The organism is Cumulibacter soli, assembly GCF_004382795.1.
In the GTDB taxonomy this organism is placed as follows: domain Bacteria; phylum Actinomycetota; class Actinomycetes; order Mycobacteriales; family Antricoccaceae; genus Cumulibacter; species Cumulibacter soli.
Map to the genome: position 1 here is coordinate 412074 of NZ_SMSG01000004.1, position 25420 is coordinate 437493.

Genomic DNA, 25420 nt, shown 5'->3' on the forward strand with positions numbered 1-25420 from the left:
GGGGCGTGGACACCCCGCGAGGAGATCTGAATGAGCCGCATCGCCCTGCTATCGACGTCCGACACCGACCTGTTGTGTGCCCGCGCGAGCGGCGCCGACTATCTCTGGGCGAACCCGACCCGGCCCACCGTCGATCTGGCCGACCGCCTACGCGACTGCGACATCGTCGTCGCGCGCATTCTCGGCGGTCCACAGGATGTCCGAGACCTCATACCGGGCATCGATTCGCTCGGCAAGCCGTTGGTCGTACTCGGCGGCGAGCAGGCGCCGAACGCACAGTTGATGGAACTGTCGACGGCGCCACAGGGTGTAGTCAGTGAGGCGCACCGCTATCTCGCCTTCAGCGGTCCAGCGAACCTGGCGAACCTGCACAGATTCCTCTCCGACACACTGCTGCTCACCGGCGACGGGTTTGAGCCAGCAGAGCCGCTCCCGACGTGGGGCGTCCTGGACCGACCAGAGGCCGCTGATAAACCACGCGTCGGCGTGCTGTTCTACCGAGCGCAGTACGCCGCCGACAACACCGCATACGTGCACGGCCTGTGCGATGCGATCGATGCGGCGGGCGGTATCGGCGTACCGATCCATGCGACCTCGCTGCGCGACGCTCCGCAGGATCTACTCGATTACCTGGGCACGCTGGACGCTCTCGTCACGACCGTGCTGGCCGCCGGCGGCACGAAACCCGCCACGGCGGGCGCCGGGGAGGACGACGAGGCGTGGAACGTCGAGGCACTCGCGAAACTCGACATCCCGATCTTGCAAGGGCTCTGCCTCACCTGGGACCGCGCCAGCTGGACCGATTCGGACGACGGAATGTCGCCGCTGGACGTGGCAACCCAGGTCGCAGTACCAGAGTTCGACGGTCGACTGATCACCGTTGCGTTCTCCTTCAAGGAGACGGACGCCGATGGGCTTCCGCACTATGTCCCGGATCCAGAGCGGTGCGCGCGGGTCGCAGGCATCGCCGTGAACCACGCACGGCTGCGCCACATTCCGCCGGCCGAACGCAAGATCGCGGTCATTCTTTCGGCATACCCGACTAAGCATTCGCGGATCGGCAATGCGGTCGGCCTGGACACGCCGGTGTCTACGATCCGGCTTTTGCGCGCGCTACGAGCGGCCGGTTACGACCTTGGCGAGACCTGCGCGTTTCCCGGTGTCGATCCACTTCCCGCTGTTGACGGCGAAGCGCCCGATACCACCGCGGGTAACGCGCTGATCCACTCCCTCATCGCGGCGGGTGGTCAAGATCCTGAGTGGTTGAGTCAGGAGCAAATCTCCGAGCACCAGATCCGTATTCCGGCAGCGACCTACCAGGGCTGGTTCGACGCCCTACCCGAAAATCTGCGTGGCGAAATGACCGCGGCGTGGGGCGAGGCTCCCGGCGAGCTGTTCGTCGACCGTTCCGCCAGCGCGGACGGCGAGATCGTGTCCGCCGCGATCGTGTCCGGCAACATTGTGTTGCTGGTGCAGCCGCCGCGCGGATTTGGCGAGAACCCGATCGCGATTTACCACGATCCGGACCTCGCTCCCACCCATCATTACGTCGCGACGTACCAGTGGATCGAGCAGGAGTTCGGCGCGCATGCCGTCGTACACATGGGCAAACACGGCAACCTGGAGTGGATGCCGGGCAAGAATCTGGCGTTGTCCGCCGGATGCGGCCCGGACGCCGCGCTCGGCAGCCTGCCGCTGATCTATCCCTTCCTGGTTAACGATCCGGGCGAGGGGACCCAGGCCAAACGTCGCGCGCACGCCACGATCATCGATCACCTGGTGCCTCCGATGGCCCGCGCCGATTCGTACGGCGATATCGCGCGCCTGGAGCAGTTGCTGGACGAGTACGGCAACGTCAGCGCGATGGACCCGGCGAAGGCGCCCGCGCTGCGCGGGGAGATCTGGACCCTGATCCAGGCCGCGAAACTACACCAGGATCTCGGGCTCGACGAGCGTCCGGACGACGAAGAGTTCGATGAGTTCGTGATGCACGTCGACGGCTGGTTGTGCGAGATCAAGGACGTACAAATCCGCGACGGTCTGCACATCCTGGGTCAAGCACCCGCCGACGACGGCCTGCGGAATCTTGTACTCGCCGTACTGCGCGCCAACCAGATGTTCAGTGGCACCACCAATCACGTCACTGGGCTGCGCACCGCGCTCGGACACGATGAGTCCTCCACCGACAAGGGCGCGACCGACCTCGCCGAGGAACGCGCAAAGGCTCTCGTCACGGCGATCGCCGCGACGGGCTGGGATGCGACGAAGGCGCCGGCAGTGGTCGAGGATGTGCTGGGCACTCCTAACCCCGAGGCCGCCACAGCACTCGCGTTCGGCTGCACTGAAGTTGTGCCGCGACTCCTGCGTACCGAAGGGGAAATCGACGCCGTACTACACGCGCTCGATGGCGGTTACATCCCCGCAGGCCCCTCGGGGTCACCGCTGCGCGGTTTGGTGAATGTACTGCCCACTGGGCGCAATTTCTACTCTGTCGACCCCAAAGCAATACCGTCTCGACTGGCGTACCAAACGGGTGTCGCGATGGCCGACTCGCTGCTGGAACGCTACCGCGAGGAGACCGGCGAGTACCCAACGTCCGTCGGATTGTCGGCGTGGGGCACCTCGGCTATGCGTACCTCAGGCGATGACATCGGCGAAGTGCTCGCGCTGCTGGGTGTCATCCCGGTGTGGGACGAGCAGTCCCGCCGCGTCGTAGGACTCGAAGCAATTCCACTGGACGAGCTCAATCGGCCGCGGATCGACGTGACCGTGCGGATCTCGGGTTTCTTCCGTGACGCGTTCCCGCACGTCATCACGATGCTCGATGATGCCGTCGCGCTGGTCGCGGGCCTCGATGAGCCGGACGATCTGAACTACGTGCGCGCGCATGCGCGCGCCGATTCGGCCGAGCACGGCGATGATCGACGCGCGCGCACTCGCATCTTCGGATCCAAGCCTGGCACGTACGGCGCAGGCATTCTGCAGGCTATCGAGGCCGGGAACTGGCGCGATGACGCGGATCTGGCCGAGGTGTACACGCAGTGGGGCGGCTATGCGTATGGTCGCGATCTGGACGGCGCACCGGCGCGAGAAGATATGCAGCGCAATTATGCGCGGATCAAGGTCGCGACTAAGAACGTCGACAACCGGGAATCGGACATCCTGGACTCGGATGACTACTTCCAGTACCACGGCGGGATGGTCTCGACTGTGCGCGCGCTGACCGGCGACGCGCCCAAGGCGTACGTCGGTGATTCGACCACCCCGGACGCGGTGAAAACCCGCACACTCACCGAGGAGACGAACCGGATCTTCCGGGCCCGCGTGGTGAACCCGCGGTGGATCGCCGCGATGCGCCAGCATGGGTACAAGGGTGCATTCGAACTCGCCGCAACCGTCGACTACCTGTTCGGGTTCGATGCCACGGCAGGGGTCATCGGCGACTGGATGTACGAAAAGCTCGCGCAAGAGTACGTCCTTGACGAAACCAATCAGCAGTTCATGCGGCATGCCAATCCGTGGGCGTTGCGCGGAATTGTGGAGAAGCTGTCCGAGGCGGCCGAGCGCGGTTTGTGGGCCGAGCCCGACGCCGAGCTCATGGCGCAGATGCAGCAGGTTTACCTCGAGGTCGAAGGCGACCTCGAGGACTAGTTCAGCGATCTGCGGTGGATTCACTCACGCTATGGACGACTTAGCGTGGGTGAATTCGCCGCAGGTTCAGGGAGCAGAGGGTATTCATGCAGATCACGCCACCGTCGGCTCACGCCCGCCACGAGGCGTTGGAGCGCCTTGATGGCCTAGCGAAGCCGGTCGGCTCGCTGGGTCGCCTCGAGGCTGTCGGCGCGTTCATCTCGGCCTGTCAAGGTGCCTGTCCGCCCAAGCCGTTGGGCAACGTGCGCGCCGTCGTCCTCGCCGGTGATCACGGGGTAACTGCGTCGGGCGTGGCGGCATACCCGCCGGCCGTCACGATCGCCATGGTGCAGATGATCGCCAGCGGACAGGCGGGCGTTTCGGTACTCGCCCGCCAACATGACGTGGCGCTGCGCGTCCTGGACATTTCCGTCGATTCGGACAGCTTCGAGGATCCGATCAGCGCGTTCAAACTCGCCCGCTCGTGCCCACCAATCGACACGACCGACGCTATGTCGACAGAACAACTCGATGAAGCGTTGGCGCTGGGACGCCGCATCGCCGAGCAGGAACGCGATGCGGGCGCACAGCTGCTCATCGTCGGTGACCTCGGAATCGGCAACACCACGCCGTGTGCGGCGCTGGTCGGTGCGCGACTCGGACTGCCTGCCGCCGAGGTAACCGGCCGCGGTGCCGGCCTGGACGACGCGGCGTACGACGCCAAGAAGGCGGTGGTGCAGCAGATCATCGACCGGGTTGACGGTGTGGACGACCCGCGCACTTTACTGCGCATGATCGGATCGCCGGACATCGCGGTCGGGGTCGGCGTGATGATCGCCGCGGCAGAGTTCGGCGTCCCGATCCTCGTGGACGGGATCGTCGCGACGACCGAAGCGCTGTACGCCGAAGCAATCGCGCCGGGGGCCGCGGCCTGGATGATCTCAGGGCATCGCTCCCCCGAGCCGTCGCTCAATCATTCGCTCACCGCGTTGGGGCTACACCCACTGCTTGACCTGGGAATGCGGCTCGGCGAGGGATCCGGCGCCGTCGCCGCGGTACCGCTGGTGCGCTCGTCCGTGCTGGTGATGCGCGAGATGGCGCTGCTGGCCGACGTACTCTCCTGAGATGACGATGTCCACGATCGCACAACGCTCCCCCCGCCAGCGGACAGAAATACCCTGCGCTGCCCTGGCTAGGCGATCATGAACTTCGGCGCCGGCATCCGCCTCGCGGTCGGCACGCTGACGATCGTGCCGGTCGGCAACATCCAGCCACTGCCGTCAGGCGCGGCGAGGATCGCGATGATGAGCGCACCGTTGGCCGCGCTCCCGGTCGGGATTGCTGCCGGGCTCACGCTCTGGATCACCATCCTCATTGGATTGCCGCCGCTGGCCGGCGGAGCGCTCGCAGTCGCCGCGATTGCGATTGTCACGCGGGCCATGCACCTGGACGGTTTCGCCGACACGCTTGACGGGTTCGGCGGCGGATGGACCCGAGAGCGCGCGCTGGAGATTATGAAGCGCGGGGACGTCGGCCCAATGGGCGTCGCGGGCCTCGTGCTGCTTTTGCTGATCCAGGCCGCTTCCCTGGCACAGTTAAGTTCCTTGCCGTGGGCAGGTTTACTCCTGGGCGTACTCGTCTGCGCCTCACGTGCCGCAGCAACCATGGTATGTAGTACGTCGGTCCCGCCCGCGAAAGGCTCTGGTCTCGGTACCGTGGTCGCCCGGTCGGTACCGGTCGGCGGGTGGGTTGTGGTCATCGTCGTGACCGCGGCCTTAGTCAGCGGCGCTGCGTCGATCAGCGGTCTCGCTTGGTGGTGGGGCATCGTCGCGGTCGGCGTCCTGCTGGTGGCTGCTGGCGGGTTCATCGCGATGGCCGTGCGCAAGTTCGGCGGCTCGACCGGTGACGTGATGGGCGCCGCCATCGAGATCGCCTTCACCGCGCTGCTATTGACGCTCGCCGCCGCCTAGCCGCCGCATCGGCTCGGGCGCGTTCGCCTGCGACATCTCCGTGCCGCTCGTCCCCTGCTTCAGTGGATGACCGAGAGATTGCCAACGCCCGTGCAGCGGCGCGGAGCTGGGTGAGTTGTAGGACGGGAACGGCGGGCGGTCGTCAGGGCCCGTGCAGCGGGCTAACGGCCTAGGGGCGCGGGGGCTATTGCGTAGACATCCATCACCCAGCCGAGTTCCGCCCGGACCTCAGCGCGCACCCGCTCGATCTCGCCGATCACCTCAGCGAGACGGCCGGCGATGAGCCGCTGCTGCGGCATACCCACGCACGCTCCCCAGTAGATCCAGGAATCCGGCGCGCGATTCACCAGTTCGCGGCACGCCAGTCGACCATCAAGCATCACGACGACGGTCCCGATCTCCGGCGTCCACTCCTGCGCGAGGCGGCGCCCCGTGGTGATGTGCACCGGCTCGCCCACCGCGTTCAACGGGATACGGTGCTCGGCCGCCAACACCTGAATCGCTGACAGGCCGGCGATCACACGTACGTCGACATCGATCTGGGCAGCGATCTGATCGACCATGCGGATGGTGCTGTCGTAGAACGCCGGATCCCCCCACACCAGGAAACCGACAACAGCATCATCCGGCAGCGCAGCGATCTGAGCGACGTACTGCGCAACCCGAGCGGAGTGCCACGCCGCCACGCCCTCGCGGTACTGCGCCGCGTCGCGCTGCGCGTCAGGTCCGCGTTCTGGGTCGATGATGGTGCGCAGTTCCCAGCGAGAATGGGAGATGAGCGTCGAACAGAGTTGGCGGCGGGCATCGAGCAACTCGCTCTTCGACTCACCCTTGTCGGGCACCAGGAATACGTCGACCTCATTCATCGCCGCGATCGCCTGCCCGGTGACGTGCTCAGCCGCACCGAGTCCGATTCCGATGACGTTGATCCGTCGCGTCATGAGCCTCCCTCCGTCGCAAACTGCAGCAGCAGGTCCACGTCCACGTGTTCGGTAATGGCATCGGCCAGCTCGTCGAGCATCCGCTCGCGACGCGACGCGAAACCTTCGGCGTTCTCGCTCGGTCGCCACGGCGAACCCGCATCGGCGGCGACCTGGGATAGCCACGCGCGGCGAAAATCGTCGCACTCGAAGATTCCGTGCCAGATCGTGCCGTACGTCGCCCCCATCGCGGATCCACCTGGGAACGATCCATCATCGGATACGACGCCATGGTGGATCTCGTAGCCTTCGACCTCCGAACCTCGCCATGACCCGACAGGTCGACCAAGGGTCTTGGCCGCGAAGAATTCGACGGATCCCGGCAGCACGCCCAGGCCGTCAACGTCGCCCGCGCCGCTCTCGTGCGCGTCGGAAATCGCGGCCACCATCATCTGATATCCACCGCATATCCCTAAAACTGGCCGCCCGGTAGCAGTGCGTGTGCGCACGACCTCATCCAGGCCTCGCGAACGCAGCCACATTAGGTCGCTTACCGTCGCGCGCGAACCCGGCAATACCACCAGGTCCGCGGCGTCACAGACCTGCGGATCGGTCGTGACCTGCACATGCACGCCGGGCTCAGCAGCGAGCGCATCGACATCGGTCGCGTTCGACGTCCGCGGAAACCGGACAACCGCTACTCGCAGCGAATCAGCGCCGGGGGCGCCGCCTCCCCATCGCCCAACCGATAGCGCGTCCTCGGCATCGATCCACACGTCGTCGAGCCACGGCACCACGCCCACAGAGGGCATCGACGTACGCCGGGTAATCTCGGCAAGTCCCGGCTCAAGCACGGACGCATCGCCACGGAACTTGTTGATCAGGTACGCACGCAGCAGCGACCTGTCCTCCGGTTCCAAGAGCGCCCAGGTCCCGTACAACGCCGCCAGGACGCCACCGCGGTCAATATCGCCGACGAGGACGACTGGAATGCCAAATCGCCGCGCCAGCCCCATGTTGACGTAGTCGCCGGCGCGCAAGTTGATTTCTGCTGGCGATCCAGCTCCCTCAGCGACGACAATGTCGTGCGTCGCCTGCAGTTCTTCGTAGCAAGCGAATGCGGCCTCGGCAAGGTGTCGACGTCCGGTCGCGTACTCCCCAGCACGCAGTTCACCGGCTGGCTGTCCGCGCAGCACGACGAAGGCGCGACGATCCGATCCCGGCTTCAACAGCACCGGGTTGTGGATGCTGGAGGGCTCGACTCCGGCGGCTTGGGCTTGGAGGTACTGCGCGCGCCCGATCTCCGATCCGTCGCGGCAGACCATCGAATTGTTCGACATGTTTTGGGCCTTGAACGGCGCGACACGAAGCCCGCGACGTGCGATGGCCCGGCACACCGCAGCCGTGATCAGCGACTTGCCGGCGTCCGAGCTGGTTCCCGCGATCAATAGCCCTGCCACCTGCGGAAGTCTACTGGCCATCGGGTCATCGCTACTGTGGTGCCCATGCGCACGGTGGAGGTTCATCTGGTCAGGCACGGGCAGTCGACCTGGAACGTGCAACGGCGGCTGCAGGGCCAGACCGCGCATCCCCCGTTGACCGAGCAGGGTCGCGCAGACGCAGCGCGAGCGGCCGAAGCCCTCCTCAACTCCGTTGGAGGACGCCCGGTAAGGATCGACAGCAGCGATCTGGAACGCGCGGCGCAGACCGCACACATCATCGCGGCGAGGTTCGCCCCATCGTTGGACGTGCGACACACCGCGGCTCTGCGCGAGCAGCATCTCGGTTCTTTGCAGGGCAGGCTGACCTCCGAGCTTACCGCCGAGCCAGTGCGGGACGGCGAGCACATCAGCGAGGTCCGCTGGGGCGGGGGTGAGTCATTGGCGGACGTACATTCCCGTCTTCGCGAATATTTCAGCGAAGTACTACCTACAGCGCCAGATCACCTGATCGTCGTAACGCATGGCGACACCCTGCGCGTGGCGCGCGCCGTGCTAGCCGGTAAGTCACACCGCGATGTCGAGTGGGACGTCGTCGACAACGGCGCCGTGCTCACGGTGGTCGTGACGCGTTAGCGCGTCCGAAGCCGGGCAACGACTGGCCAATGATCGCTGGGGAGGCGCCCACCCGGGCGCTGATGCAGGATCTGAGCGTCGAGTACGTCGAACCCGTCGTCCACCAGGATGTGGTCGATGCGTTGGCGATCAGTCGCACCGGTGAACCCGTGGAAGGTGCCAGCCGCGTCGTCTGGAAGTACGCTGCGCAATCCGGCGCTTGACAATTCGCGCATCGCCGCTGAGGACAGTTCCACATTGAAATCGCCCATGACGATCCAGTGTCGTCGCTGGGGTGGCGCCGGGGCGATTCCCGCGCGCACACCGGCAATCTCTCGCCGCCCCCTGGCGACGTCCGCGATGAGTCGGGCCGACTCCAGTTGCGCCTGTCGGCCACGGTGGTCGAAGTGGGTGTTCACGATGCCGATCCTCAGTCCGGCCAACGTTGCCAGCAGCACGGTCGCTACCCGTGGAATCTTGGCGTCCCACCCTTTCGACCCGGCGCGCGCTGGCTGCTCAGAGAGCCACAGCGTCCGCCACGAGGTCACTTCGAGCCGACCGGGCCGTACGAGGATAGGTGACTGTTCACCACTGCGGCGCCCGTCGTTGCGGCCCACGCCGTACCACTGCGCGTCGGGCAGGCCCCGCTCGAGGAACGTCCGTTGATCCTGCAGCACTTCCTGCATCCCGCACACGTCGACCTCAAGGTCGCTGAGTTGGAGAAGCGTGGATTCGCGGCGATGTCGCCACCCGTGGGCACCGTCGGTCAGATTCCGAAAACGGATGTTGAAGGTGGCAACGCTGAGTTCTGCCATGTGCTTCTCTCCGACGACGCTCAGATTTCGGTTCACGCATAGACTTAGCACAACGACCGCGGGTTCGAAATCAAGGAAAGTCTCGATGAAATCTTCACCTACCCGGCGTCAGCCCATCGTCAGTTCGGCCGTCGGTCGCGACGGATACGTTCGGGTCACCCCGACGTGGGGCGCGAGCCAGATTCATCAGATGGATGCCGGTGGTTTCGGGCGATACATCGGCTGGTTGCTCGGCGCGATGCTGACCGCGCTCACCCTCGTGCTGACCAACGACGATTTGTCGTTCTGGTTGCTGCTGGTCGGAATCATCGTGGGGTCAATCGTCGGTGCGATCATCGGCCACGTGCTCGCACGCGCGGTGTGGCGTCTAGTCAAGAAGTCGGTCGCCGCGTCGAACCCGCGACAGGTCCGCGGCGCCGACGTCACGGTTGGTGATTGGATGATGAGCCGCAACGACGGCACAGATCGCGCGCTACAGATTCAATCGATGCCTGAATCAACGCCCGATCCGGAGGCGGCGCTGCACGCCGAGCCGGTGCCGCACGTGCGGTTCATGACCTCCACCCGCCGCTACGTCACAGTGCCGGCTGACCAGAAACTGACGATTGTCGACCTCGCCAGCGATGTCGATGTGCCAACAACCGCCCAGCAGGCCCCGTAGGGGTCCACATAACCAATACGTGGGCATGCGCGCGGAATACTCGCCGCACGAGGCCGGTGCCGGCGAGGTCACTTCGCCCAAGTGGCCGGAATGTGGAGGATGAGCAGCATGCCGGTCGACCCTGGTGCCTTGAAAGGCCGACTGGTTGTCGCGTACGACGGAAAGTGCGCCGCGTGCTCGGGACTGGCGCAACACATCACGATTTACGGGCTCGATGCGATCGCCGTCGCCGAACGCGATTCCGCCGCGCTGCATGAGCACCTGCGCTCGCACGGTCTCAATGCGCCGGGCGATAGGCCCTATATCGTGACTGCCACTGCGCCACCGGTCGTGCGTACCGGGCTACGGATGCGCCTGGCGATGGCGCGCACCCTCGGCGTACGCCACTTTCTGATCGCGCTGCGCTTGATGGCGGCGGATGCACGCGCTACGGCACGTAGAGTTTCCGCTCACCGCGACGACGACTCACGCGACTGACGAGTCCGCAACGACGCGGTGACGCGCGCCGCTAGTCGAGCGCGTCGTGGATTTCCAGGGTCGCGATTTTCGCCTCCCGGCGCGCTGCCTTCGCGGCATGCTTCGCCTCGCGCTTGGCGAACTTCGCCGTGCGCTTCAGGTCCCGCCGAGTCACGTCAGCCGATCGGCTCACGGTGCGCCGCGCACTCCGGGCCCGGTACAAAAGGCCCGGCTTCCCCTCGGTGTCCACGAGCGCCAGCACGAGCCCGCCGAGCAACCCGACGTTGTTGAAGAAGCCCGTCTTGTGGATCGCGCGCTGCCCCGGATCCTCGTACTCCCAGAATGAATGCGCGGCCAGCGTCGTCGGCACGAGCGCAGCTCCTAGCAAGGCCGCCGACGGCTTACGCATGATGCCCGTCGCGAGTCCCGCCCCTGCAGTAATCATCAGTGCGCCGTTGGCCTTGACCAGTAGTTCTGGATCGTCCGGGAGTCCCGCCGGTTCGGCGATTTTGTGGATGAACGGCCCGGCGACGTTCGCGAGTTTGTCGGCATTCTGCAATTGGCTGATGCCGCCAGCGATGAACGGTGCAGCGAGCATTGGCCGGGCGATGGCGCGAATGAGTCCCATGTCTCCTCCGAGTGGGCCAGTAGTTCCTACCGCAATATAGCGGGCTTCCCATTATGAGCGACGTATCGAGAACGCCGCTGGCGACGCACTCGCTAGTCGCCGAATGATGGCAGCCCACCGACGTCGGTCATCGTCATCTCGAAGTTCGCCATCAACTCGACCAAGAGCCCGGTCTCGGTGACCAGCCGGGGTGAGCATGAATCCTTCACCGGGTCGCAGTCGTCGAGGACTTGCTGCGACTCCGCAGTCAGCGGCATTTCCGCCGCTTCAAGGAACTCCGGCACGTTCTCGAAGAAGTTGTTGTCGGTAGTGACGTACACCTGGGCAGCCATATGCGGTGGACCAGAACTGCCCACCGAACCCATCTGGACGTCCGCGAGAGCGCCGTCGCACATGACCGAGTCCCCGTTCGAATCGCAGGCGAGGTCCGCGTTCTTCTCCAACGCGGCAGCGGTCGCTTCAACCTCGAGCGTTGGCAGTTCCGGGAACGGCTCCTCGACGAGCGCCTCGTCAGCGGCGATCACGATATGGTCCGGTCCACCCTTGATCGCCGCCCCGTCGTACGCCGTGATCTGCTCGCTGTTGATCAACTCCGCGGGGTCGCCTTCGACGTCGGCGAGGAGCGTTTGCTGCAGCGCGACGGTGAGTTCGTTCAGCGTCTTATCGGTGTCGTTGGCGACAAAGAGCCGCTCGGGAGCGCCGTCCTCGCCGTAGAAGACGTACAGATGCGGCGTGTGGCTATTGTCGGACAGGCACGTAGTGAAGTTCAGCGCGTCGGTCTCGACGTCGACGCAGTCCAGCCGGTCGCCGGCGGCCTCTTGTACGAAGGCGTCTACTGCTTCGGCCGAGAAATCGAACGCGGGCAGCGCAGGTTCGTCGTTCTTCTCCGGTTCGTCGTCCGAGCAGCCGCTCGCGAGAAGCACCGCAGCTCCGAACATAGCCGTCAGAATTCGTCGCACCAGCCCGCCCTTCGTCAGCAAGATAACGCGGCGACCCTACCAACCGCTGAGTTGGTTTCGGTGAGTTTTCAACCCGCCTGGCTCGAGTTCACCGCGCGGCTATGCAGTGTTCAGGGCGGTCGCCGTGCGAGCCGTCGCCGTGCGAGCCGTCGCAGCTCGTCCCTCACCGCTCCTCCCAAATCCCGCAGCGTCGATAATGAAAATGGCAGGCCCCCTCGTACCTCAGGGACCTGCCATTTTCATTGGCGGTGGCGGTGGGATTTGAACCCACGGAGGGGTTGCCTCACACGATTTCGAGTCGTGCTCCTTCGGCCGCTCGGACACGCCACCGCTAAACAGGGTACGGCATTCTGAACGCTAGGTGAGCGCGGGGGTAAATCCCGAAATCAGGCCTCTGAGCAGGGGCGGCGTACGGCGAAAAAGGATCGCATCAACTGCGCGCACTCGTCGGCCACGGGGTCCGAAAGGTCCCAGGGACCCAACACTTCGGGCCGGTGATTGAGCCGCGCATCACGTACGACGTCCCACAGCGAGACCACTGCGCCGGTCTTAGGTTCGGTCGCCCCGAACACAATCCGCTCCACCCGCGATAGCACTGCCGCACCCGCGCACATCGTGCACGGTTCGATCGTCACCACGAGCGTGTGCCCGCTCAACCGCCATTGGCCCTGCGCCGCCGCAGCCTCGCGTAGCGCAAGCATTTCGGCATGGGCGGTCGGATCGGCGTCCCGCTCCCGGCTGTTGTGTCCGCGCCCAACAACCCGCCCGGACGCATCGAGTACGACGGCACCGATCGGGATGTCGCCATGCTCGAGCGCGTGCTGCGCCTCGATCACCGCGAGCCGCATCTGTTCGTCGTACCCCAACATGCTTCAACCGTACGGCGCACCCAGCAGGCAACAACGCAACGACCCCATCCGTAGGCTGAGACGCATGGGCACTCAGCAAAGCCAGGTCGTCGGCATTATCGGTCTCGGCCTGATCGGCGGCTCGTTGGCGCTTCGGCTGTGCGAAACTGGTGTAATTGTCCGGGCCCACGACGTCAGCGCCGACACCTTGCAGATGGCAGCAGCGCATGGCATCGAGGCGTATGACGACCTGGATGTGATGCTCCGAGAGCTCCCTGCGAGCGCCGTACTTTTCATCGCCACTCCGCTACCGCAGGCGATTGAACTAATGCCGCGCATTGCGGCGCACACCACCGAGCTGACGGTCTCGGACGTCGTCTCGGTCAAGGGCGCCGTACTCGAGGCCGCCCGTGAGGCCGGGCTGGCGGACCGGTATGTCGGCGCACACCCGATGGCGGGCACGGCGCAATCTGGATTCGCCGCGGCTTCCTCGGACCTACTCGCCCATGCGACTTGGGTCGTCACTCTCGAAGAGCAGACCGACCTCTCCCGCTGGCTGGCGGTATGCGATCTGGCGCTCAGTGCGGATGGACGCGTCGTACCCGCTGACGCCGAATGGCACGATCACGCGACCGCGTGGATCAGCCACCTACCGCATGTTCTCGCCGAGGTACTCAGCGCGAACGTCGTACCTCGCAGCCTGGCCGGCGCCCTCGGCGCCGGTTCTTACCGCGACGCGACCCGGGTCGCGCAGACCAGGCCGGAACTGGTCGAGGCAATGTTGGTGGGCAACCGAAAGATGCTCACTGAAGTGCTCGAAGGCTTTCTGGATCAGTTGGAACAAGCCACGATCGCCGTGCGCGACGGCGACGTCGCCTCATTCGTCGACTGGGGCCACCGGCACCGCGTGGAATGGGATGCGCGCCGCGACGACCAGACCGATGCCACGCACACGGAGGTCTCGACGTCGGTTCCCGATCTCGCCGCACGGTTACTCGACCTCGGCATGTCCGGCGGGCGCGTCATCGCGCACGATGGCGCGACACTTACGTTTGCGCAATAGCCACTCCCGACGCGCTAGAACCGAGCAGTGACGCCCGATTTGGGCACCCAACCGAAAGCAAAATGCTGTCGCGCGCCTGTGAAGATTTCCCACGCCAACGGTCGTCGATCGGTTATAACTGGCGCGACGGGGAGTTACACCCGACTCCCTCGGGGGTTCGTCCCTGGTCACTGGGAAGTGCCCCTCGCCGGGAACCCGGCGAAGTCGCACACGCCAGAAAGGCAACCACATGACCGCGACCAAAAAGTATCTCGCCGAACTCGTCGGCACAATGATTCTGGTCATCGGCGGCGTCGGCACGGCCGTCATCGCTGGAGAACACGTCGGATTCTTGGGCGTAGCCCTCGCGTTCGGACTCACCCTGCTGTTCCTCGTCTACGCCATCGGCCCGATCTCGGGCTGCCACGTCAATCCGGCGGTCACCGTCGGACTACTCGTCACCGGCAAGATCTCCCCCAAGGACGCCGGCGGTTACATCGTTTCGCAACTGATCGGCGGCATCATCGGCGGCGCGATCGTCTTCGGAATCGCAAACGGCCGTCCCGGCTACAGCGTCGAAACCAACGGAATGGGCGCGAACGGCTGGGACGCCGGTAGCCCCGACGGTTACGGACTCGGTGCGGCCTTCGCAGCCGAAATCGTCCTCACCTTCCTGCTGGTGTTCGTCGTCCTCGCAGCCACCGACAGGATCGGCACCGCGGCAGCCGCGGGCATCGCGATCGGCTTCACCCTCGCGGTCATCCACCTGATCGGCATCCCGATCACCAACACGTCGGTCAACCCGGCGCGTTCCCTAGGCTCTGCGGTGTTCGCCGGCGGCGATGCGCTTGGCCAACTGTGGCTGTTTATCGTCGCACCGGTGATCGGCGGAGCCATCGGAGCTGTCGTGTACAAGGCTCTGTTCGGTTCCGACTCCCCGGAGAAGGAAGCGGACTACCCCACATCGACACCTTGATCGAAGCGGCACCCGTTCGGCTTCGGTCGGCGGGTGCCGTTGTCATTTCGGGCTCCGCGGCCTCACCTGCAGGTCAGTCGCCGCAGTTCGCCACGAACGCATCCAGACCTTCCTGTAGCGCCGTCGGATTCATCTGGCTTACCGCTCCAACAATCGCGACACCGTCCTTGGTCTGCGGATCGTCGCCGGGGTACCCGATCATGGCACCGACAAGCGCACCGACACTCGCGGCTTCGTGCCACGCGGGCTCGTCACCGATCTTGCCCCAGGTTTCGACATCGCCGCGTTCATCCACCACGTAGCCCGCCAACTCACACGCATACGCCATCCGCCCGGTCTCTGACACGTCCGCATCGTCGGCCGCGGGCGCAGTTTCGCAGCTCGTCACCAACGCCGCGAACTCGGACGCCATGAGATCCTGATCGGCCGTCATCAACGACTTGAACACCTCGGCGGCGTGCTCTGACAGCTCCGGGTAATCCGGCAACGTGTACGCGGCGCTGCCGCCCAACAGACTCGCCGCGGCACTCAACTCGAGCACTCCCTCGTCAGCGTCCTGCCCCACGAATGTGCTCCAGGTCGACGGGTCGCCTTCAATTCCTTGCACAAGGGCGCAGGCGTACGCCACTTGGCCGGTCGGGCTGACGTCTGATTCGGCTGACGGGGCCGAACTAGTCTCCTCCGGGGTGGGCACGTCGTCGCTTGCGGAATCGCATCCGGCGAGCGTGGCCAGTAGCGCAACGATGCTCGCCGCCGCGACACGATTCTTATGACTACTCATGCGGAACATCCAGGTCCTCTGATTGCGCAATCTTCAGCGGTAGGAGCGATAAAGGCTGCCAACCGTTCCGACTCCCACCTCATCACACCACGCGCTCTCAGCAATCAGGACCGGCTCCTTCACCGATCACACCGCCCGGGTAGGGATGCCTAACCTGAGTCGGCGTACTCTAGCCCGGTGGGATCGAAGAAGCACTCGAAGAAGCAGCGAATGCCGAAGAGCAAATGCTGCGTCTCCTCGACGCGCTGCAAGCGCTGCCCGATCCGCATGCTCAAAGAGGGGACACTGCCCGAGGGGTACGCGGTGAAACGACGTCGCCTCGTCAAGGTCGCTTAAGTCAGGGCGCCTAAGTCGAGGGCGCCAAAACAGAGTTCCGCTAAGCGCCCCCACACCGTTGGTCGATCCGGCCCGAGTTGATCGACCCGATCCGAGCTGATCGACCCCGCGCGGGCTCGTCGATGCTGGTCGGCGAACTCAGCCGAATTCAGCGCAACATCTGCCAACTGGCCAAACTCTCACCACCTGGGCAGTGCCGCGAACGACCCACGTGTCAATTCCGCGCCTGCGGGCCGAACCCGCGCTAAACAGCCCGCCATCCCGGCCGAACCCACGCTAAAAACGCAGTGCAGGAGGCGGGGCATCGCACATACATCGATGCCGGCCCGCTCAGACTGCGTCTTTTGCAAGCGCATGCGCACTCACGACGCAACTTTCGTCTGTAATGGCGAAACGGGTTTTGGCCAGCACGCCGACAGCCATACACATATTTTGTCCATTAACCCGGCGAAACGGCGCCTAAATCGGCTGGGACGAACGCAAAACACGAGGGCCCACGCCATCGCGCGGGCCCCTCGTGGACTGTCTCACCAGTGCGGGCTCAAAGGGATTCGAACCCCTGACCTTCGGTTCCGTAGACCGACGCTCTATCCAGCTGAGCTATGAGCCCATTCGCAAGTCTCCTCGCGAAGTGCGTTATCCAGTATCGCATAACAACCACACGCCTCGGGCGGGAGGTGGTACACCACACATGACGCAGCGGAGGATGCGGGATTTGAACCCGCGAGGGGCGTAACCCCAACCGCATTAGCAGTGCGGCGCCATAGGCCTCTAGGCGAATCCTCCTGATGCCGACGCCCAAAGAGCGCCCGCGACGATCAAGGGTACAGGGCCGAAGTTGGCGGGTGCAAAGCAGATCAGAAGAACAGTTGGTAACCGACGAATGCGCCGATGTCCAACAACCAATGCGCGACGATCAACGGCATCACGCGCCCCTTCTTGTGGAACCACCAGGCGAACACGACGCCCATCACGACGTTCCCGATGAAGCCGCCGAACCCCTGGTAGAGGTGATATGAGCCGCGCAGTAGCGCCGAGGCCGCAATCACCATCCAGAGTCGGACCTTCAGTTGCTTGAGGCGGGTCATCAGGAACCCGACAACGATGACTTCTTCGAGCACCGAGTTCTGCAGCGCGGCGAGGATCAAGACCGGGATGGTCCACCAATGTGCGTCCAGCCCGCTGGCGGCGACGGTGGTGTTGAAACCCAGATAGTTCGCCAGGAAGTAGAACCCAAGCCCCGGAATGCCGATTACCGCCGCGAGCGCCGCACCCCAGCCAAGGTCGGCGGCAGCCCTCCGGCCGGAGCGCACCGACATTCCCAGCCGGTCCAGCACCGGCAGTCGGTCGCGCGACAGTAGATACAGGACGAGCGCGACCGGGATCAGCGCGAAGAAGATCCCGGCGAGCTGATAGGTCAGATCGAGTAGCGGACGCGCTGACTGCGATGCGTTCAACGTGGTCGTCTGGTCAGCGAGTCGCGTCGGCGCGGTCAGTTTCGCCGTGATACTGATGATGGAGTAGATCGCAGACTGCCCCAGGGACAATCCCAGCAAGATCCAGATCTCGCGCCGGTAGTCACGGCGCTGCTTGAGGGTCACCGCTTCGTCGTTCGCCCCGGCGTACGCCGCGTGCTGCGCCTCACTCACCTGGCTGATTCTGCCCGGTACGCCGACCGGCGGCCATCCGCGGGTCCGCCAACAACAACGTGCGGCGGTGACAGCTTGGTCAGATCGTCTTCATCCACCCGTAACCGGCGAGCCGCCCGACCCGGGGTTGTGCGAGCCACGACTGCCCCGCTCAACCAAACAAATGGTGGGTGTGGGAACCGTCGCGGCTCGTACCTCACCGCTCCTCCCAAATCCCGCTCAACCAAACAAATGGTGGGGCGACCCTCGTACCTCAGGCCGCCCCACCATTTAGTGGAGGGTGTGGGATTTGAACCCACGAATGGTCTCCCATTGCGCGCTTTCAAGGCGCGTGCACTCGGCCGCTATGCGAACCCTCCGAACTTGCGGTTACTAGTTTCGCACGAGCACGCTAGCCGCGCCGTACGCCGGTGCCCACACCTAGGTCACTGGTGACGCGCCCGGCGTAAGCCGACACGAAATGCGCTACTCGCCTAGGCTGACCTGCTCGGCGCACTCTTCGATGATTTCATCGCCAGTGTCCGCGTCGTCCTCGTCGATGTACGCGCCGCCAATGCCATCGTCAACGATCTCTTCAAGGGACGAGGCGCTGAGTTCCTGATGCAACTTCGGCGCGACGCAGTCCGCGAACGCTACGGCATCATCCTCAGCAACCGTCGCGCTCAGATCCTCGATGATCCTCGCGCGCAGGTCGGACTCGGCCGGCTTGCTGGCGCATCCGCCTAATACGGCGGCGGCCAGCAGCGGCGCGAGCGCGTACTTCGTGAGACGCACAGGCAACCCTCGTGTTCTTACGCCGTGCCGAGAACCTCTTCCTGGCACGCCTGATCGATGTCGTTGTACGGCGCGACGTCATCCTGATCGACCATCTTGTTACCCATCGGGTTTTCGATGATCTTCTCGAGCGTGTCGCCGCTCAGTTCCTCATGCATCTTGGGCGCGGCACAATCGGCGTACGCCGCGGCCTGGTCTTCACTCGCACCGGCGTCGACGAGCGCGCTCTCAATCGCCTTGTGCAAGTCACCCTCTGCTGGCTTACCGCCACACGCGGACAGCACCAATGCCGGTACCGCCATCATCGCAACGGCCGCGAACTTCTTAATACGCATCTTGTTTCCCCTGTAGCAGGATCACGCGACGCCAACCGACTACGCGATGGGTCACGATCCCTGGAACGAATCTAACTGGTACCCAACACAGTACGGTCCCGGTTGACAGATCACCACGAATTCACTATCAGTCTGACCAAAGTCACGACGAATGCCGCTCCATATCGATCAACCTGATTGCTGCACGGCCACCTTCGGTGCCAGGCTGACCACTCGCGGACGCACGACGAGTAGCTAGGGTAGAGCCATGAAGGCAGTGATCGTGAATGAGCCCGGCGGGCTAGACGCCCTGACCTGGGCTGAAGCCCCCGACCCAACGTGCGCTCCCGACGAAGTGATCATTCAGATCGCCGCAGCTGGGGTAAACCGCGCCGACACGATGCAGCGCCAGGGGCATTACCCGCCCCCGAAGGGCATCACTAACATCATCGGTCTAGAGGCAGCCGGAACGATCATTGAGGTCGGCTCCGAGGTGACCGATTGGAAGGTCGGCGACGAGGTCTGCGCGTTACTGGCCGGCGGCGGGTACGCCGAGCGAGTCAACGTGCCCGCCGTGCAGGTGTTGCCGTTACCCAAGCGCCTTTCGATGGCCGAGGGAGCCGCCCTCGTCGAGGTGATCTGCACTGTTTGGTCGAACCTATGGGCACCATTCTCGCCAGGCCGCGCTGCGGCGGGCGAAACTGTGTTGGTACATGGCGGGTCCTCCGGCATCGGCACGATGGCCATCCAGATGGCGCTGACCAAGGGCAACGACGTGATCGTGACCGTCGGCAACGACGAGAAAGCCGAGTATTGCGAGAAACTCGGCGCCAAGGCGATCAACTACAAAACTGAGGACTTCGTCGAACGCACCCGCGAGCTGACCGGCGGCCGCGGCGCCGACGTCATCCTCGACATTATGGGCGCAAAGTACCTGGACCGGAACATCGACGCTGCAGCACCGGATGGCCGCATCGTCACCATCGGCCTACAAGGCGGAAATACCGCCGAACTCAAAATCGGCAAGATGCTCGGCAAGCGGATCACCTACGCAGCGACCAGCCTGCGTGGCCGACCGATCGACGGGCCGCGCGGTAAGGCCGCGATCGTGGCCGGCGTCGCCGACGACATCTGGCCGATGGTCGAATCGGGCCAGATCAAGGCCACCGTGGACAGCACGCTACCTATGAGCGAGGTCCGCAAAGCACACGAACGCATCGAGTCGTCGGTGCATATCGGCAAGATCATCCTCACCAACTAGATCCCGATAGATTGGCGAACCCACCCATGTCAGACAGCGAGCAGGGCAACGACCCCACCAACGAAGAAGCGGCCGAGCAGGCGGCGACGCGCCGGGTCGTCGTCGTCGGACCCGACGGGCAGCCCATCGGCCAGGTCGACATCGCGGCCGACGCCCAGGGCGAGGACGGCGGCGAAGGCGACGAGCGTCCGGTGACCGACATGGTCGAGCAGCCGGCCAAGGTCATGCGGATCGGCACGATGGTCAAGCAGTTGCTCGAGGAGGTCCGCTCAGCACCATTGGACGAGGCCTCACGGCAGCGGTTGAAGGGCATCTACCAGCAGTCGATCACCGAACTCGAGGACGGCCTCGCGCCGGAACTACAGGAGGAGTTGGAGCGCCTTTCGCTTCCGTTCACCGAGGACGAGGTGCCGACGGACGCCGAACTTCGAATCGCTCAAGCGCAACTCGTCGGCTGGCTCGAGGGCCTGTTCCACGGCATCCAGACCGCGCTGTTCGCGCAGCAGATGGCCTCGCGGGTCGCGTTGGAGCAGATGCGCGCCGGCGGTCAGCCAGCCGCGTTGCCACCGGGGCTCATGCAGGGCGGTCAGCCCGGTATGCCGCAGCGCCGTCCAGGCGACGACCCGGCGGCGGGGCAGTACCTCTAGCGGGCAGTACCTGTACCGCCTACTTCACCAAGGATTCGAGGTACGTCGCGATTCCGTCGTCCTCGATGTGGCCGATAAGCACGTCTGCGCGCGCTTTCGCATCGGCGTTCCCGTTCTCCGGGACGACGGCCGTGCCTGCCCACTGCAACATCTCAAGGTCGTTCGTCATGTCCCCGATCGCCACGATATCGGCAACATCGATTCCCCAGCGCGCGGCGAGCGCTGCACACCCACTCGCCTTAGTGACTCCGCGAGCGGTCATCTCAACCAACCCGCCGCCTTCACTGGACCAGGAAATCTCCATCGACTGACCCACGATCGGCGCAACCTTCGCCGCGATCTCGCTGCTGCGGTACTCGCGGTTCACCGCCCACATCTTGGCCGCGGCACACGCTCCGAACTCGGCGATCTCGAGCGGTTTCTGACCAAAGTCGAACAGTTCCACCTGGCGGGGTTCGGAGTACATCGCGCGCGGGTGCGGGGTGATCCGGGACAGCCCCAACATGAGTTCCGGGTGCGCGTGCGAAATCGCCGCAGCAGCAGCCCCGACGACGCTCCCCTCGATCAGTTCACAGGCGAGTACGTCGTTATTGCCGACGTCGTACGTGAACGCGCCGTTGTCACAAATCGCGACGCCCTGATAGTCATGGTCGTCCATCGGGTACAGCAACCCAGCAGCCCGACCGGTAGCGACCGCGAACCGAATATCAGCGTCAGCGAGCGCCCGGATCGCCGCGAACGTACGCTCGGTAATCTTGCCTCGGTTCGCCAACGTTCCATCAATGTCGCAAAGAACCAACTTCGGTCTGCTCATTCCACCCCTCCGGCGGACTCATCGCGCACGGCCAGCACCTCGCGCGCAGGATCCTCGGGAACTCGGAATCCGTCGAATAGTCCCGCTATATATCTGGCAATTCCGATGTCACAGGCAGGAGCGGCAACATCGTCCGCGGCAGCAAGGACGTCGGGATGCCCATCGCCCATAGCAACCGCCCGCCCGGACCACTCGAACATCGGCAGGTCATTGGGCATATCCCCGAAACAAAGCACGTCGGCGTGATCGATCCCATACCGCTCACAGATAAATCTCACGCCCGCAGCCTTACTGACATTCGGCGGTGAGATCTCGACAAACCCGATCCCGGAATGCGTTACATATGCAACCTCCGGCGGCACAAAAGACCGGATCAACGCCACCATCAGATCGACGTCGTGGGATTGCGACTCCACAAAGACTTTCAAGACTTCGGCGGGTACGACGTCCCGCGCGTCGACGTTGATCGACTCGTCCATCGAGAACGGCCACACAAACCCGTGCTCAAGGCGCAGCGGCTCGGTGAAGTCGTCCGCATCCTCTGCGCCGATGCGCACATCGTCGAGGCGTTCGCGGACCTCGCGCAATATCCGCAATGCGACCGCGCCACTCATCGATGCACGGTGCAGCAGGGTGCGGCCGTCGTACACGATTCCACCCTGCCCCATGATCAACAGACCGTCTTCGCCGATCTGGGCGCGGGTGAGATCCAGCAGTCGAGGGCCGCGTCCGGTCACCGGCACGACCGGAACACCGATTGATTCGAGCCAGTCGCGGGCCGCGCGATGCGCCACCGAAAGCCCGTGCCCATGGCAGATATAAGTGCCATCCAGATCGGTTGCCACGAGCTTCGGCAACCACCCGGGCATACGGGCAGCCCGCTTGTGCTCGCGCATCAGGTCGTTTTCGCCTCGATCACCTCGAGGCCGCCGAGGAACGGCTGCAACGCCGCCGGCACCCGCACCGATCCGTCGGCCTGCTGATGCGCGTCCAGTAACGCCGCGATCGTCCGGGTGACCGCGCACAGAGTGCCGTTCAGCGTCGCAGCGGTCTGCGGCTTGCCGTCGGCATCGCGATAACGGATGTTGAGCCGACGAGCCTGATACGTCGTGCAGTTCGACGCCGACGTCAGTTCGCGGTAACGCTGCTGCGACGGGAACCAGACTTCACAGTCGTACTTGCGGGCGGCCGACGAACCGAGGTCGCCGGCGGCAACATCGATGACGCGGAACGGGAGTTCGAGCTTGCCGAGGAACTCTTTTTCCCACTCCAGCAACCGCGCGTGCTCGGCCTCAGCGTCCTCCGGTTTGCAGTACGAGAACATCTCGACCTTGTCGAACCAGTGCACTCGGAACACACCCTTTGTGTCCTTGCCGTACGAACCGGCCTCACGCCGAAAGCACGAGGAGAACCCGGCGTACCGCGTCGGGCTGTCGCCGATGTCGATGATCTCGTCGGAATGGAAGCCCGCGAGCGCTACCTCCGAGGTCCCGACGAGGTAGAGGTCATCGGAGTCGAGGTGGTAGACCTCCTCAGCGTGTGCGCCGAGGAACCCAGTACCTTCCATCGCCTCCGGCCGCACCAGGGCCGGCGCGATGATGGGAGTGAAACCGTACGACGCAGCCTGGGCCATCGCCATGTTCACCAGCGCCAGCTCGAGCTGCGCACCGATACCAGTGAGGAAGTAGAACCGCGATCCGGACACCTTCGCGCCACGGGCGATGTCGAAGACACCGAGGGCGTGCCCGAGGTCGTCGTGGTCTTTGGCCGGAAAGTCGAGTTCCGGGATGTCGCCGACGGTCTCCAGTACGTTGAAGTCGTCCTCACCACCGGCGGGGACGCCGTCCAAGATCAGATTCTGTACGGCGGCGTGCGCTTCACGCAGATCGGCCTCGGCCTGGTTCGCTGCAGCGTCAGCCGCCTTCACCTCCGCAGACAGGGTCTTGGCGCGCTCCAGCAATGCCGGACGTTCTTCAGCGGACGCCTTCTTCACCGCTTGACCTGCGGTTTTCTGCTCGGCGCGGAGTGACTCAAACGCCGATAGCGCCGTACGACGCGCATCGTCGGCATCGCGTAGTTCGTCGGCTGTTGCCGGGTCGAGACCACGGGCGACCTGGCTGGCGCGCACCCGGTCGAGATTGTCGCGGACTTCTCGCAGATCGATCACCACACGAGTCTAACGATCCTGTGATACCCCGGCCGGTCCGCACGGGTAGACGGGGCCGAGGCCGGTCCGCACGGATCGACGGCCGAGGCGCAACCGATCGCCTCGATCAGCACCAGGCGCGCACGCAACCCAGGACTGGGCCAAATGTCCACAGACAGTCGGTATTCACGCACGTTTCTCTAGTTTCAGGTCTATCGATGGTGATCTCGGCGTAGGCTGCCGGGCGTGAAGTTGCTGAATGACGCCCAGCCCGCCCATGACCTGACCTACAACGACGTGTTTATGGTCCCGTCACGTTCGTCGGTTACCTCCCGAATGGATGTAGACCTGCGTACGCCGGACGGCGTGGGTACGACGCTGCCGCTCGTTGTCGCCAACATGACCGCCGTTGCCGGACGCCGCATGGCCGAGACAGTCGCGCGCCGCGGCGGAATCGCGATCCTGCCGCAGGACATTTCGCACGAGGCGATCGAAGACATGGTCAGCCAGGTCAAGGCCAGCCACCCGGTCTTCGAATCCCCGGTCACCGTGAGCCCCAACGAGCACGTCGCGAATGTGCTTGCGCTACTCGGTAAACGCGCACATGGCACCGCCGTCGTCGTACAGAGCGGCACCCCGATTGGCATCGTTACCGAACGTGACTGCCTCAGCGTCGACCGTTTCACGCCGGTCGGCGACGTGATGTCCACGCACATGGTGACCGCTGCGCAGGACGTCGACCTCTATGCGGCGTTCGACAGCATGACCGATCACAATCTCGAGTTCATGCCGGTCGTCGACGGCGATCAGCTCGCCGGCGTCCTCACGCGTAAGGGAGTGCTGCGCTCGACGATTTACCAGCCCGCCCTCGACCCCGCCGGACGCTTGATGGTCGGCGGTGCGATCGGGATCAACGGCCCCGTGCGGGAGAAAGCCGACGCGCTACTGGCCGCGGGCGTCGATATCCTCGTCGTCGACACAGCGCACGGGCACCAGGAAAAGATGCTGGAGGCCCTGCCGCTGGTCACCGCCGCGCGCGATGCCTTCGCCGACACAACCGGCCGCCGCATCCAGGTCGTAGCCGGCAACGTCGTCTCCCCTGCAGGCGTCAACGACTTAGTCCGCGCCGGCGCGGACGTCCTCAAGGTCGGTGTCGGCCCGGGCGCCATGTGCACCACGCGAATGATGACCGGCGTCGGACGTCCACAGTTCTCGGCGGTCCTCGAATGCGCGGACGCCGCACGAGAGGCCGGCGCACACGTGTGGGCCGACGGCGGAGTGAAGTATCCCCGCGATATCGCCTTGGCACTGGCCGCCGGCGCCGCCAGCGTGATGATCGGTTCTTGGTTCGCCGGCACACACGAGTCGGCCGGCGACCTGATGACCGACGCGAATGGGCGCTTGTACAAGGAAAGTTTCGGCATGGCCTCGGCACGCGCCGTACGCAACCGAACGAAGGACCAATCTGCCTTCGATCGGGCCCGTTTGGCGCTGTTCGAGGAAGGTATTTCTCAGTCGCGGATGTACCTAGACCCAGAACGCCCCGGCGTCGAGGATCTGGTCGACATGATCATCGCCGGCGTGCGGTCTTCGTTCACCTACGCGGGTGCGCGCAGTATCGATGAGTTCCGCGATCGCGCGATCGTCGGAGTACAGAGCGCTGCGGGCTACGACGAAGGACGACCACGCGAAACGTCCTGGTGACATGCCCAAAGCCCCGAATGTGCAGGCGTCATGGT

25 protein-coding genes and 4 tRNA genes are annotated in these 25420 nt (G+C 64.7%); 12 read left to right on the forward strand and 17 right to left on the reverse strand.

Annotated elements, in window-relative coordinates; translation table 11 throughout:
* Positions 1 to 30 precede the first annotated feature (30 nt).
* The 3 genes from cobN to E1H16_RS11250 all read left to right on the forward strand — a co-directional run bounded on the left by cobN (position 31) and on the right by E1H16_RS11250 (position 5600).
* On the forward strand, positions 31 to 3651 hold the full coding sequence (gene cobN, locus E1H16_RS11240) for a cobaltochelatase subunit CobN (RefSeq protein ID WP_134323956.1): 3621 nt from the start codon (positions 31 to 33) through the stop codon (positions 3649 to 3651).
* 86 nt (positions 3652 to 3737) lie between these two features.
* Complete coding sequence (gene cobT / locus E1H16_RS11245; RefSeq protein WP_134323957.1) at positions 3738 to 4754, forward strand: nicotinate-nucleotide--dimethylbenzimidazole phosphoribosyltransferase; 1017 nt, start codon at positions 3738 to 3740, stop codon at positions 4752 to 4754.
* A 78-nt stretch (positions 4755 to 4832) separates the two neighbouring features.
* Entirely contained in the window at positions 4833 to 5600 is a 768-nt protein-coding gene (locus E1H16_RS11250) for an adenosylcobinamide-GDP ribazoletransferase (protein WP_134323958.1), read from the forward strand.
* A gap of 161 nt (positions 5601 to 5761) precedes the next feature.
* Here E1H16_RS11250 and cobF read toward each other — a convergent pair whose 3' ends face one another.
* Entirely contained in the window at positions 5762 to 6541 is a 780-nt protein-coding gene (gene cobF, locus E1H16_RS11255) for a precorrin-6A synthase (deacetylating) (protein WP_134323959.1), read from the reverse strand.
* The gene (locus tag E1H16_RS11260; RefSeq protein WP_134323960.1) at positions 6538 to 7980 is read right to left on the reverse strand and encodes a cobyric acid synthase; all 1443 of its coding nucleotides are present in this window, start codon (positions 7978 to 7980) and stop codon (positions 6538 to 6540) included. Before E1H16_RS11260 ends, cobF begins: the two co-directional genes overlap by 4 nt.
* 45 nt (positions 7981 to 8025) lie before the next feature.
* Here E1H16_RS11260 and E1H16_RS11265 point away from each other — a divergent pair, with 45 nt between their 5' ends.
* Positions 8026 to 8595: a histidine phosphatase family protein gene (locus tag E1H16_RS11265; protein ID WP_134323961.1), complete on the forward strand. Its 570-nt coding sequence runs from the start codon at positions 8026 to 8028 to the stop codon at positions 8593 to 8595.
* On the opposite strand, the gene E1H16_RS11270 is transcribed toward E1H16_RS11265, so the two are convergent.
* Positions 8592 to 9389: an endonuclease/exonuclease/phosphatase family protein gene (locus tag E1H16_RS11270; RefSeq protein ID WP_134323962.1), complete on the reverse strand. Its 798-nt coding sequence runs from the start codon at positions 9387 to 9389 to the stop codon at positions 8592 to 8594. The genes E1H16_RS11265 and E1H16_RS11270 overlap by 4 nt on opposite strands.
* Before the next feature lie 85 nt (positions 9390 to 9474).
* Between E1H16_RS11270 and E1H16_RS11275 the strand changes: the two genes are divergently transcribed.
* Both E1H16_RS11275 and E1H16_RS11280 read left to right on the forward strand, forming a co-directional pair.
* Positions 9475 to 10050 carry a hypothetical protein gene (locus tag E1H16_RS11275; RefSeq protein ID WP_134323963.1) on the forward strand — a complete coding sequence of 192 codons (576 nt, stop codon included), beginning with the start codon at positions 9475 to 9477 and terminating at the stop codon, positions 10048 to 10050.
* A 99-nt stretch (positions 10051 to 10149) separates the two neighbouring features.
* Positions 10150 to 10527: a hypothetical protein gene (locus tag E1H16_RS11280; protein ID WP_134323964.1), complete on the forward strand. Its 378-nt coding sequence runs from the start codon at positions 10150 to 10152 to the stop codon at positions 10525 to 10527.
* Positions 10528 to 10558: 31 nt separating this feature from the next.
* Here E1H16_RS11280 and E1H16_RS11285 read toward each other — a convergent pair whose 3' ends face one another.
* The 4 genes from E1H16_RS11285 to E1H16_RS11300 all read right to left on the reverse strand — a co-directional run bounded on the left by E1H16_RS11285 (position 10559) and on the right by E1H16_RS11300 (position 12962).
* Complete coding sequence (locus E1H16_RS11285) at positions 10559 to 11134, reverse strand: DoxX family protein (RefSeq protein ID WP_134323965.1); 576 nt, start codon at positions 11132 to 11134, stop codon at positions 10559 to 10561.
* A gap of 92 nt (positions 11135 to 11226) precedes the next feature.
* A complete protein-coding gene (locus tag E1H16_RS11290; RefSeq protein WP_134323966.1) occupies positions 11227 to 12093 on the reverse strand; it encodes a hypothetical protein in 867 nt (288 codons plus the stop codon).
* A gap of 243 nt (positions 12094 to 12336) precedes the next feature.
* A tRNA-Ser gene (locus E1H16_RS11295) sits at positions 12337 to 12423 on the reverse strand.
* Positions 12424 to 12479: 56 nt separating this feature from the next.
* Positions 12480 to 12962, reverse strand: a complete 483-nt coding sequence (locus tag E1H16_RS11300) for a nucleoside deaminase (protein ID WP_134323967.1) — start codon at positions 12960 to 12962, stop codon at positions 12480 to 12482.
* A 64-nt stretch (positions 12963 to 13026) separates the two neighbouring features.
* Here E1H16_RS11300 and E1H16_RS11305 point away from each other — a divergent pair, with 64 nt between their 5' ends.
* Together E1H16_RS11305 and aqpZ are read left to right on the forward strand one after the other, a co-directional pair.
* Positions 13027 to 14004 (forward strand): prephenate dehydrogenase, encoded by a 978-nt coding sequence (locus E1H16_RS11305; RefSeq protein WP_166741724.1) that lies wholly within the window; start codon positions 13027 to 13029, stop codon positions 14002 to 14004.
* A gap of 229 nt (positions 14005 to 14233) precedes the next feature.
* A complete protein-coding gene (aqpZ, locus tag E1H16_RS11310) occupies positions 14234 to 14959 on the forward strand; it encodes an aquaporin Z (RefSeq protein WP_134323969.1) in 726 nt (241 codons plus the stop codon).
* 73 nt (positions 14960 to 15032) lie between these two features.
* Here the strand turns inward: aqpZ and E1H16_RS11315 are convergent, their stop codons facing one another.
* Entirely contained in the window at positions 15033 to 15740 is a 708-nt protein-coding gene (locus E1H16_RS11315) for a hypothetical protein (RefSeq protein WP_134323970.1), read from the reverse strand.
* Positions 15741 to 15917: 177 nt separating this feature from the next.
* Between E1H16_RS11315 and E1H16_RS18395 the strand changes: the two genes are divergently transcribed.
* Positions 15918 to 16076 carry a hypothetical protein gene (locus E1H16_RS18395; RefSeq protein WP_166741694.1) on the forward strand — a complete coding sequence of 53 codons (159 nt, stop codon included), beginning with the start codon at positions 15918 to 15920 and terminating at the stop codon, positions 16074 to 16076.
* Positions 16077 to 16612: 536 nt separating this feature from the next.
* Here E1H16_RS18395 and E1H16_RS11320 read toward each other — a convergent pair.
* The 6 genes from E1H16_RS11320 to E1H16_RS11345 form a co-directional block, all read right to left on the reverse strand.
* Positions 16613 to 16686 (reverse strand) — tRNA-Arg (locus E1H16_RS11320).
* A gap of 90 nt (positions 16687 to 16776) precedes the next feature.
* Positions 16777 to 16862: transfer RNA gene (locus E1H16_RS11325), tRNA-Ser, on the reverse strand.
* 71 nt (positions 16863 to 16933) lie between these two features.
* On the reverse strand, positions 16934 to 17725 hold the full coding sequence (locus E1H16_RS11330; RefSeq protein ID WP_208379009.1) for a CPBP family intramembrane glutamic endopeptidase: 792 nt from the start codon (positions 17723 to 17725) through the stop codon (positions 16934 to 16936).
* Between the two features lie 274 nt (positions 17726 to 17999).
* Positions 18000 to 18084 (reverse strand) — tRNA-Ser (locus tag E1H16_RS11335).
* Positions 18085 to 18190: 106 nt separating this feature from the next.
* Entirely contained in the window at positions 18191 to 18499 is a 309-nt protein-coding gene (locus E1H16_RS11340) for a hypothetical protein (RefSeq protein ID WP_134323971.1), read from the reverse strand.
* A 17-nt stretch (positions 18500 to 18516) separates the two neighbouring features.
* Positions 18517 to 18834 (reverse strand): hypothetical protein, encoded by a 318-nt coding sequence (locus E1H16_RS11345; RefSeq protein ID WP_134323972.1) that lies wholly within the window; start codon positions 18832 to 18834, stop codon positions 18517 to 18519.
* Positions 18835 to 19081: 247 nt separating this feature from the next.
* Here E1H16_RS11345 and E1H16_RS11350 point away from each other — a divergent pair, with 247 nt between their 5' ends.
* Together E1H16_RS11350 and E1H16_RS11355 are read left to right on the forward strand one after the other, a co-directional pair.
* Positions 19082 to 20074 (forward strand): NAD(P)H-quinone oxidoreductase, encoded by a 993-nt coding sequence (locus E1H16_RS11350; RefSeq protein WP_134323973.1) that lies wholly within the window; start codon positions 19082 to 19084, stop codon positions 20072 to 20074.
* 26 nt (positions 20075 to 20100) lie between these two features.
* Positions 20101 to 20721: a bacterial proteasome activator family protein gene (locus tag E1H16_RS11355; protein ID WP_134323974.1), complete on the forward strand. Its 621-nt coding sequence runs from the start codon at positions 20101 to 20103 to the stop codon at positions 20719 to 20721.
* A 19-nt stretch (positions 20722 to 20740) separates the two neighbouring features.
* Here E1H16_RS11355 and E1H16_RS11360 read toward each other — a convergent pair whose 3' ends face one another.
* Genes E1H16_RS11360 through serS form a run of 3 tightly spaced genes read right to left on the reverse strand, consistent with a single transcriptional unit; the run spans position 20741 to position 23702 of the window.
* Complete coding sequence (locus E1H16_RS11360) at positions 20741 to 21535, reverse strand: HAD family hydrolase (RefSeq protein ID WP_134323975.1); 795 nt, start codon at positions 21533 to 21535, stop codon at positions 20741 to 20743.
* The gene (locus E1H16_RS11365; RefSeq protein WP_134323976.1) at positions 21532 to 22431 is read right to left on the reverse strand and encodes an HAD family hydrolase; all 900 of its coding nucleotides are present in this window, start codon (positions 22429 to 22431) and stop codon (positions 21532 to 21534) included. The genes E1H16_RS11360 and E1H16_RS11365 overlap by 4 nt, the downstream gene beginning before the upstream one ends.
* Entirely contained in the window at positions 22431 to 23702 is a 1272-nt protein-coding gene (gene serS / locus E1H16_RS11370) for a serine--tRNA ligase (protein ID WP_134323977.1), read from the reverse strand. Before serS ends, E1H16_RS11365 begins: the two co-directional genes overlap by 1 nt.
* A 225-nt stretch (positions 23703 to 23927) precedes the next feature.
* Between serS and E1H16_RS11375 the strand changes: the two genes are divergently transcribed.
* Complete coding sequence (locus E1H16_RS11375; RefSeq protein WP_134323978.1) at positions 23928 to 25385, forward strand: GuaB1 family IMP dehydrogenase-related protein; 1458 nt, start codon at positions 23928 to 23930, stop codon at positions 25383 to 25385.
* Positions 25386 to 25420: the final 35 nt, after the last annotated feature.

Excerpts from the sequence above, each read along its gene's own strand:
- cobN (WP_134323956.1), top strand. The coding sequence starts at position 31 with ATGAGCCGCATCGCCCTGCTATCGACGTCCGACACCGACCTGTTGTGT.
- cobT (WP_134323957.1), top strand. The coding sequence starts at position 3,738 with ATGCAGATCACGCCACCGTCGGCTCACGCCCGCCACGAGGCGTTGGAG.
- E1H16_RS11250 (WP_134323958.1), top strand. The coding sequence starts at position 4,833 with ATGAACTTCGGCGCCGGCATCCGCCTCGCGGTCGGCACGCTGACGATC.
- cobF (WP_134323959.1), bottom strand. The coding sequence starts at position 6,541 with ATGACGCGACGGATCAACGTCATCGGAATCGGACTCGGTGCGGCTGAG.
- E1H16_RS11265 (WP_134323961.1), top strand. The coding sequence starts at position 8,026 with ATGCGCACGGTGGAGGTTCATCTGGTCAGGCACGGGCAGTCGACCTGG.
- E1H16_RS11270 (WP_134323962.1), bottom strand. The coding sequence starts at position 9,389 with ATGGCAGAACTCAGCGTTGCCACCTTCAACATCCGTTTTCGGAATCTG.
- E1H16_RS11275 (WP_134323963.1), top strand. The coding sequence starts at position 9,475 with ATGAAATCTTCACCTACCCGGCGTCAGCCCATCGTCAGTTCGGCCGTC.
- E1H16_RS11280 (WP_134323964.1), top strand. The coding sequence starts at position 10,150 with ATGAGCAGCATGCCGGTCGACCCTGGTGCCTTGAAAGGCCGACTGGTT.
- E1H16_RS11285 (WP_134323965.1), bottom strand. The coding sequence starts at position 11,134 with ATGGGACTCATTCGCGCCATCGCCCGGCCAATGCTCGCTGCACCGTTC.
- E1H16_RS11300 (WP_134323967.1), bottom strand. The coding sequence starts at position 12,962 with ATGTTGGGGTACGACGAACAGATGCGGCTCGCGGTGATCGAGGCGCAG.
- E1H16_RS11305 (WP_166741724.1), top strand. The coding sequence starts at position 13,027 with ATGGGCACTCAGCAAAGCCAGGTCGTCGGCATTATCGGTCTCGGCCTG.
- aqpZ (WP_134323969.1), top strand. The coding sequence starts at position 14,234 with ATGACCGCGACCAAAAAGTATCTCGCCGAACTCGTCGGCACAATGATT.
- E1H16_RS11315 (WP_134323970.1), bottom strand. The coding sequence starts at position 15,740 with ATGAGTAGTCATAAGAATCGTGTCGCGGCGGCGAGCATCGTTGCGCTA.
- E1H16_RS11345 (WP_134323972.1), bottom strand. The coding sequence starts at position 18,834 with ATGCGTATTAAGAAGTTCGCGGCCGTTGCGATGATGGCGGTACCGGCA.
- E1H16_RS11350 (WP_134323973.1), top strand. The coding sequence starts at position 19,082 with ATGAAGGCAGTGATCGTGAATGAGCCCGGCGGGCTAGACGCCCTGACC.
- E1H16_RS11355 (WP_134323974.1), top strand. The coding sequence starts at position 20,101 with ATGTCAGACAGCGAGCAGGGCAACGACCCCACCAACGAAGAAGCGGCC.
- E1H16_RS11360 (WP_134323975.1), bottom strand. The coding sequence starts at position 21,535 with ATGAGCAGACCGAAGTTGGTTCTTTGCGACATTGATGGAACGTTGGCG.
- E1H16_RS11365 (WP_134323976.1), bottom strand. The coding sequence starts at position 22,431 with ATGCGCGAGCACAAGCGGGCTGCCCGTATGCCCGGGTGGTTGCCGAAG.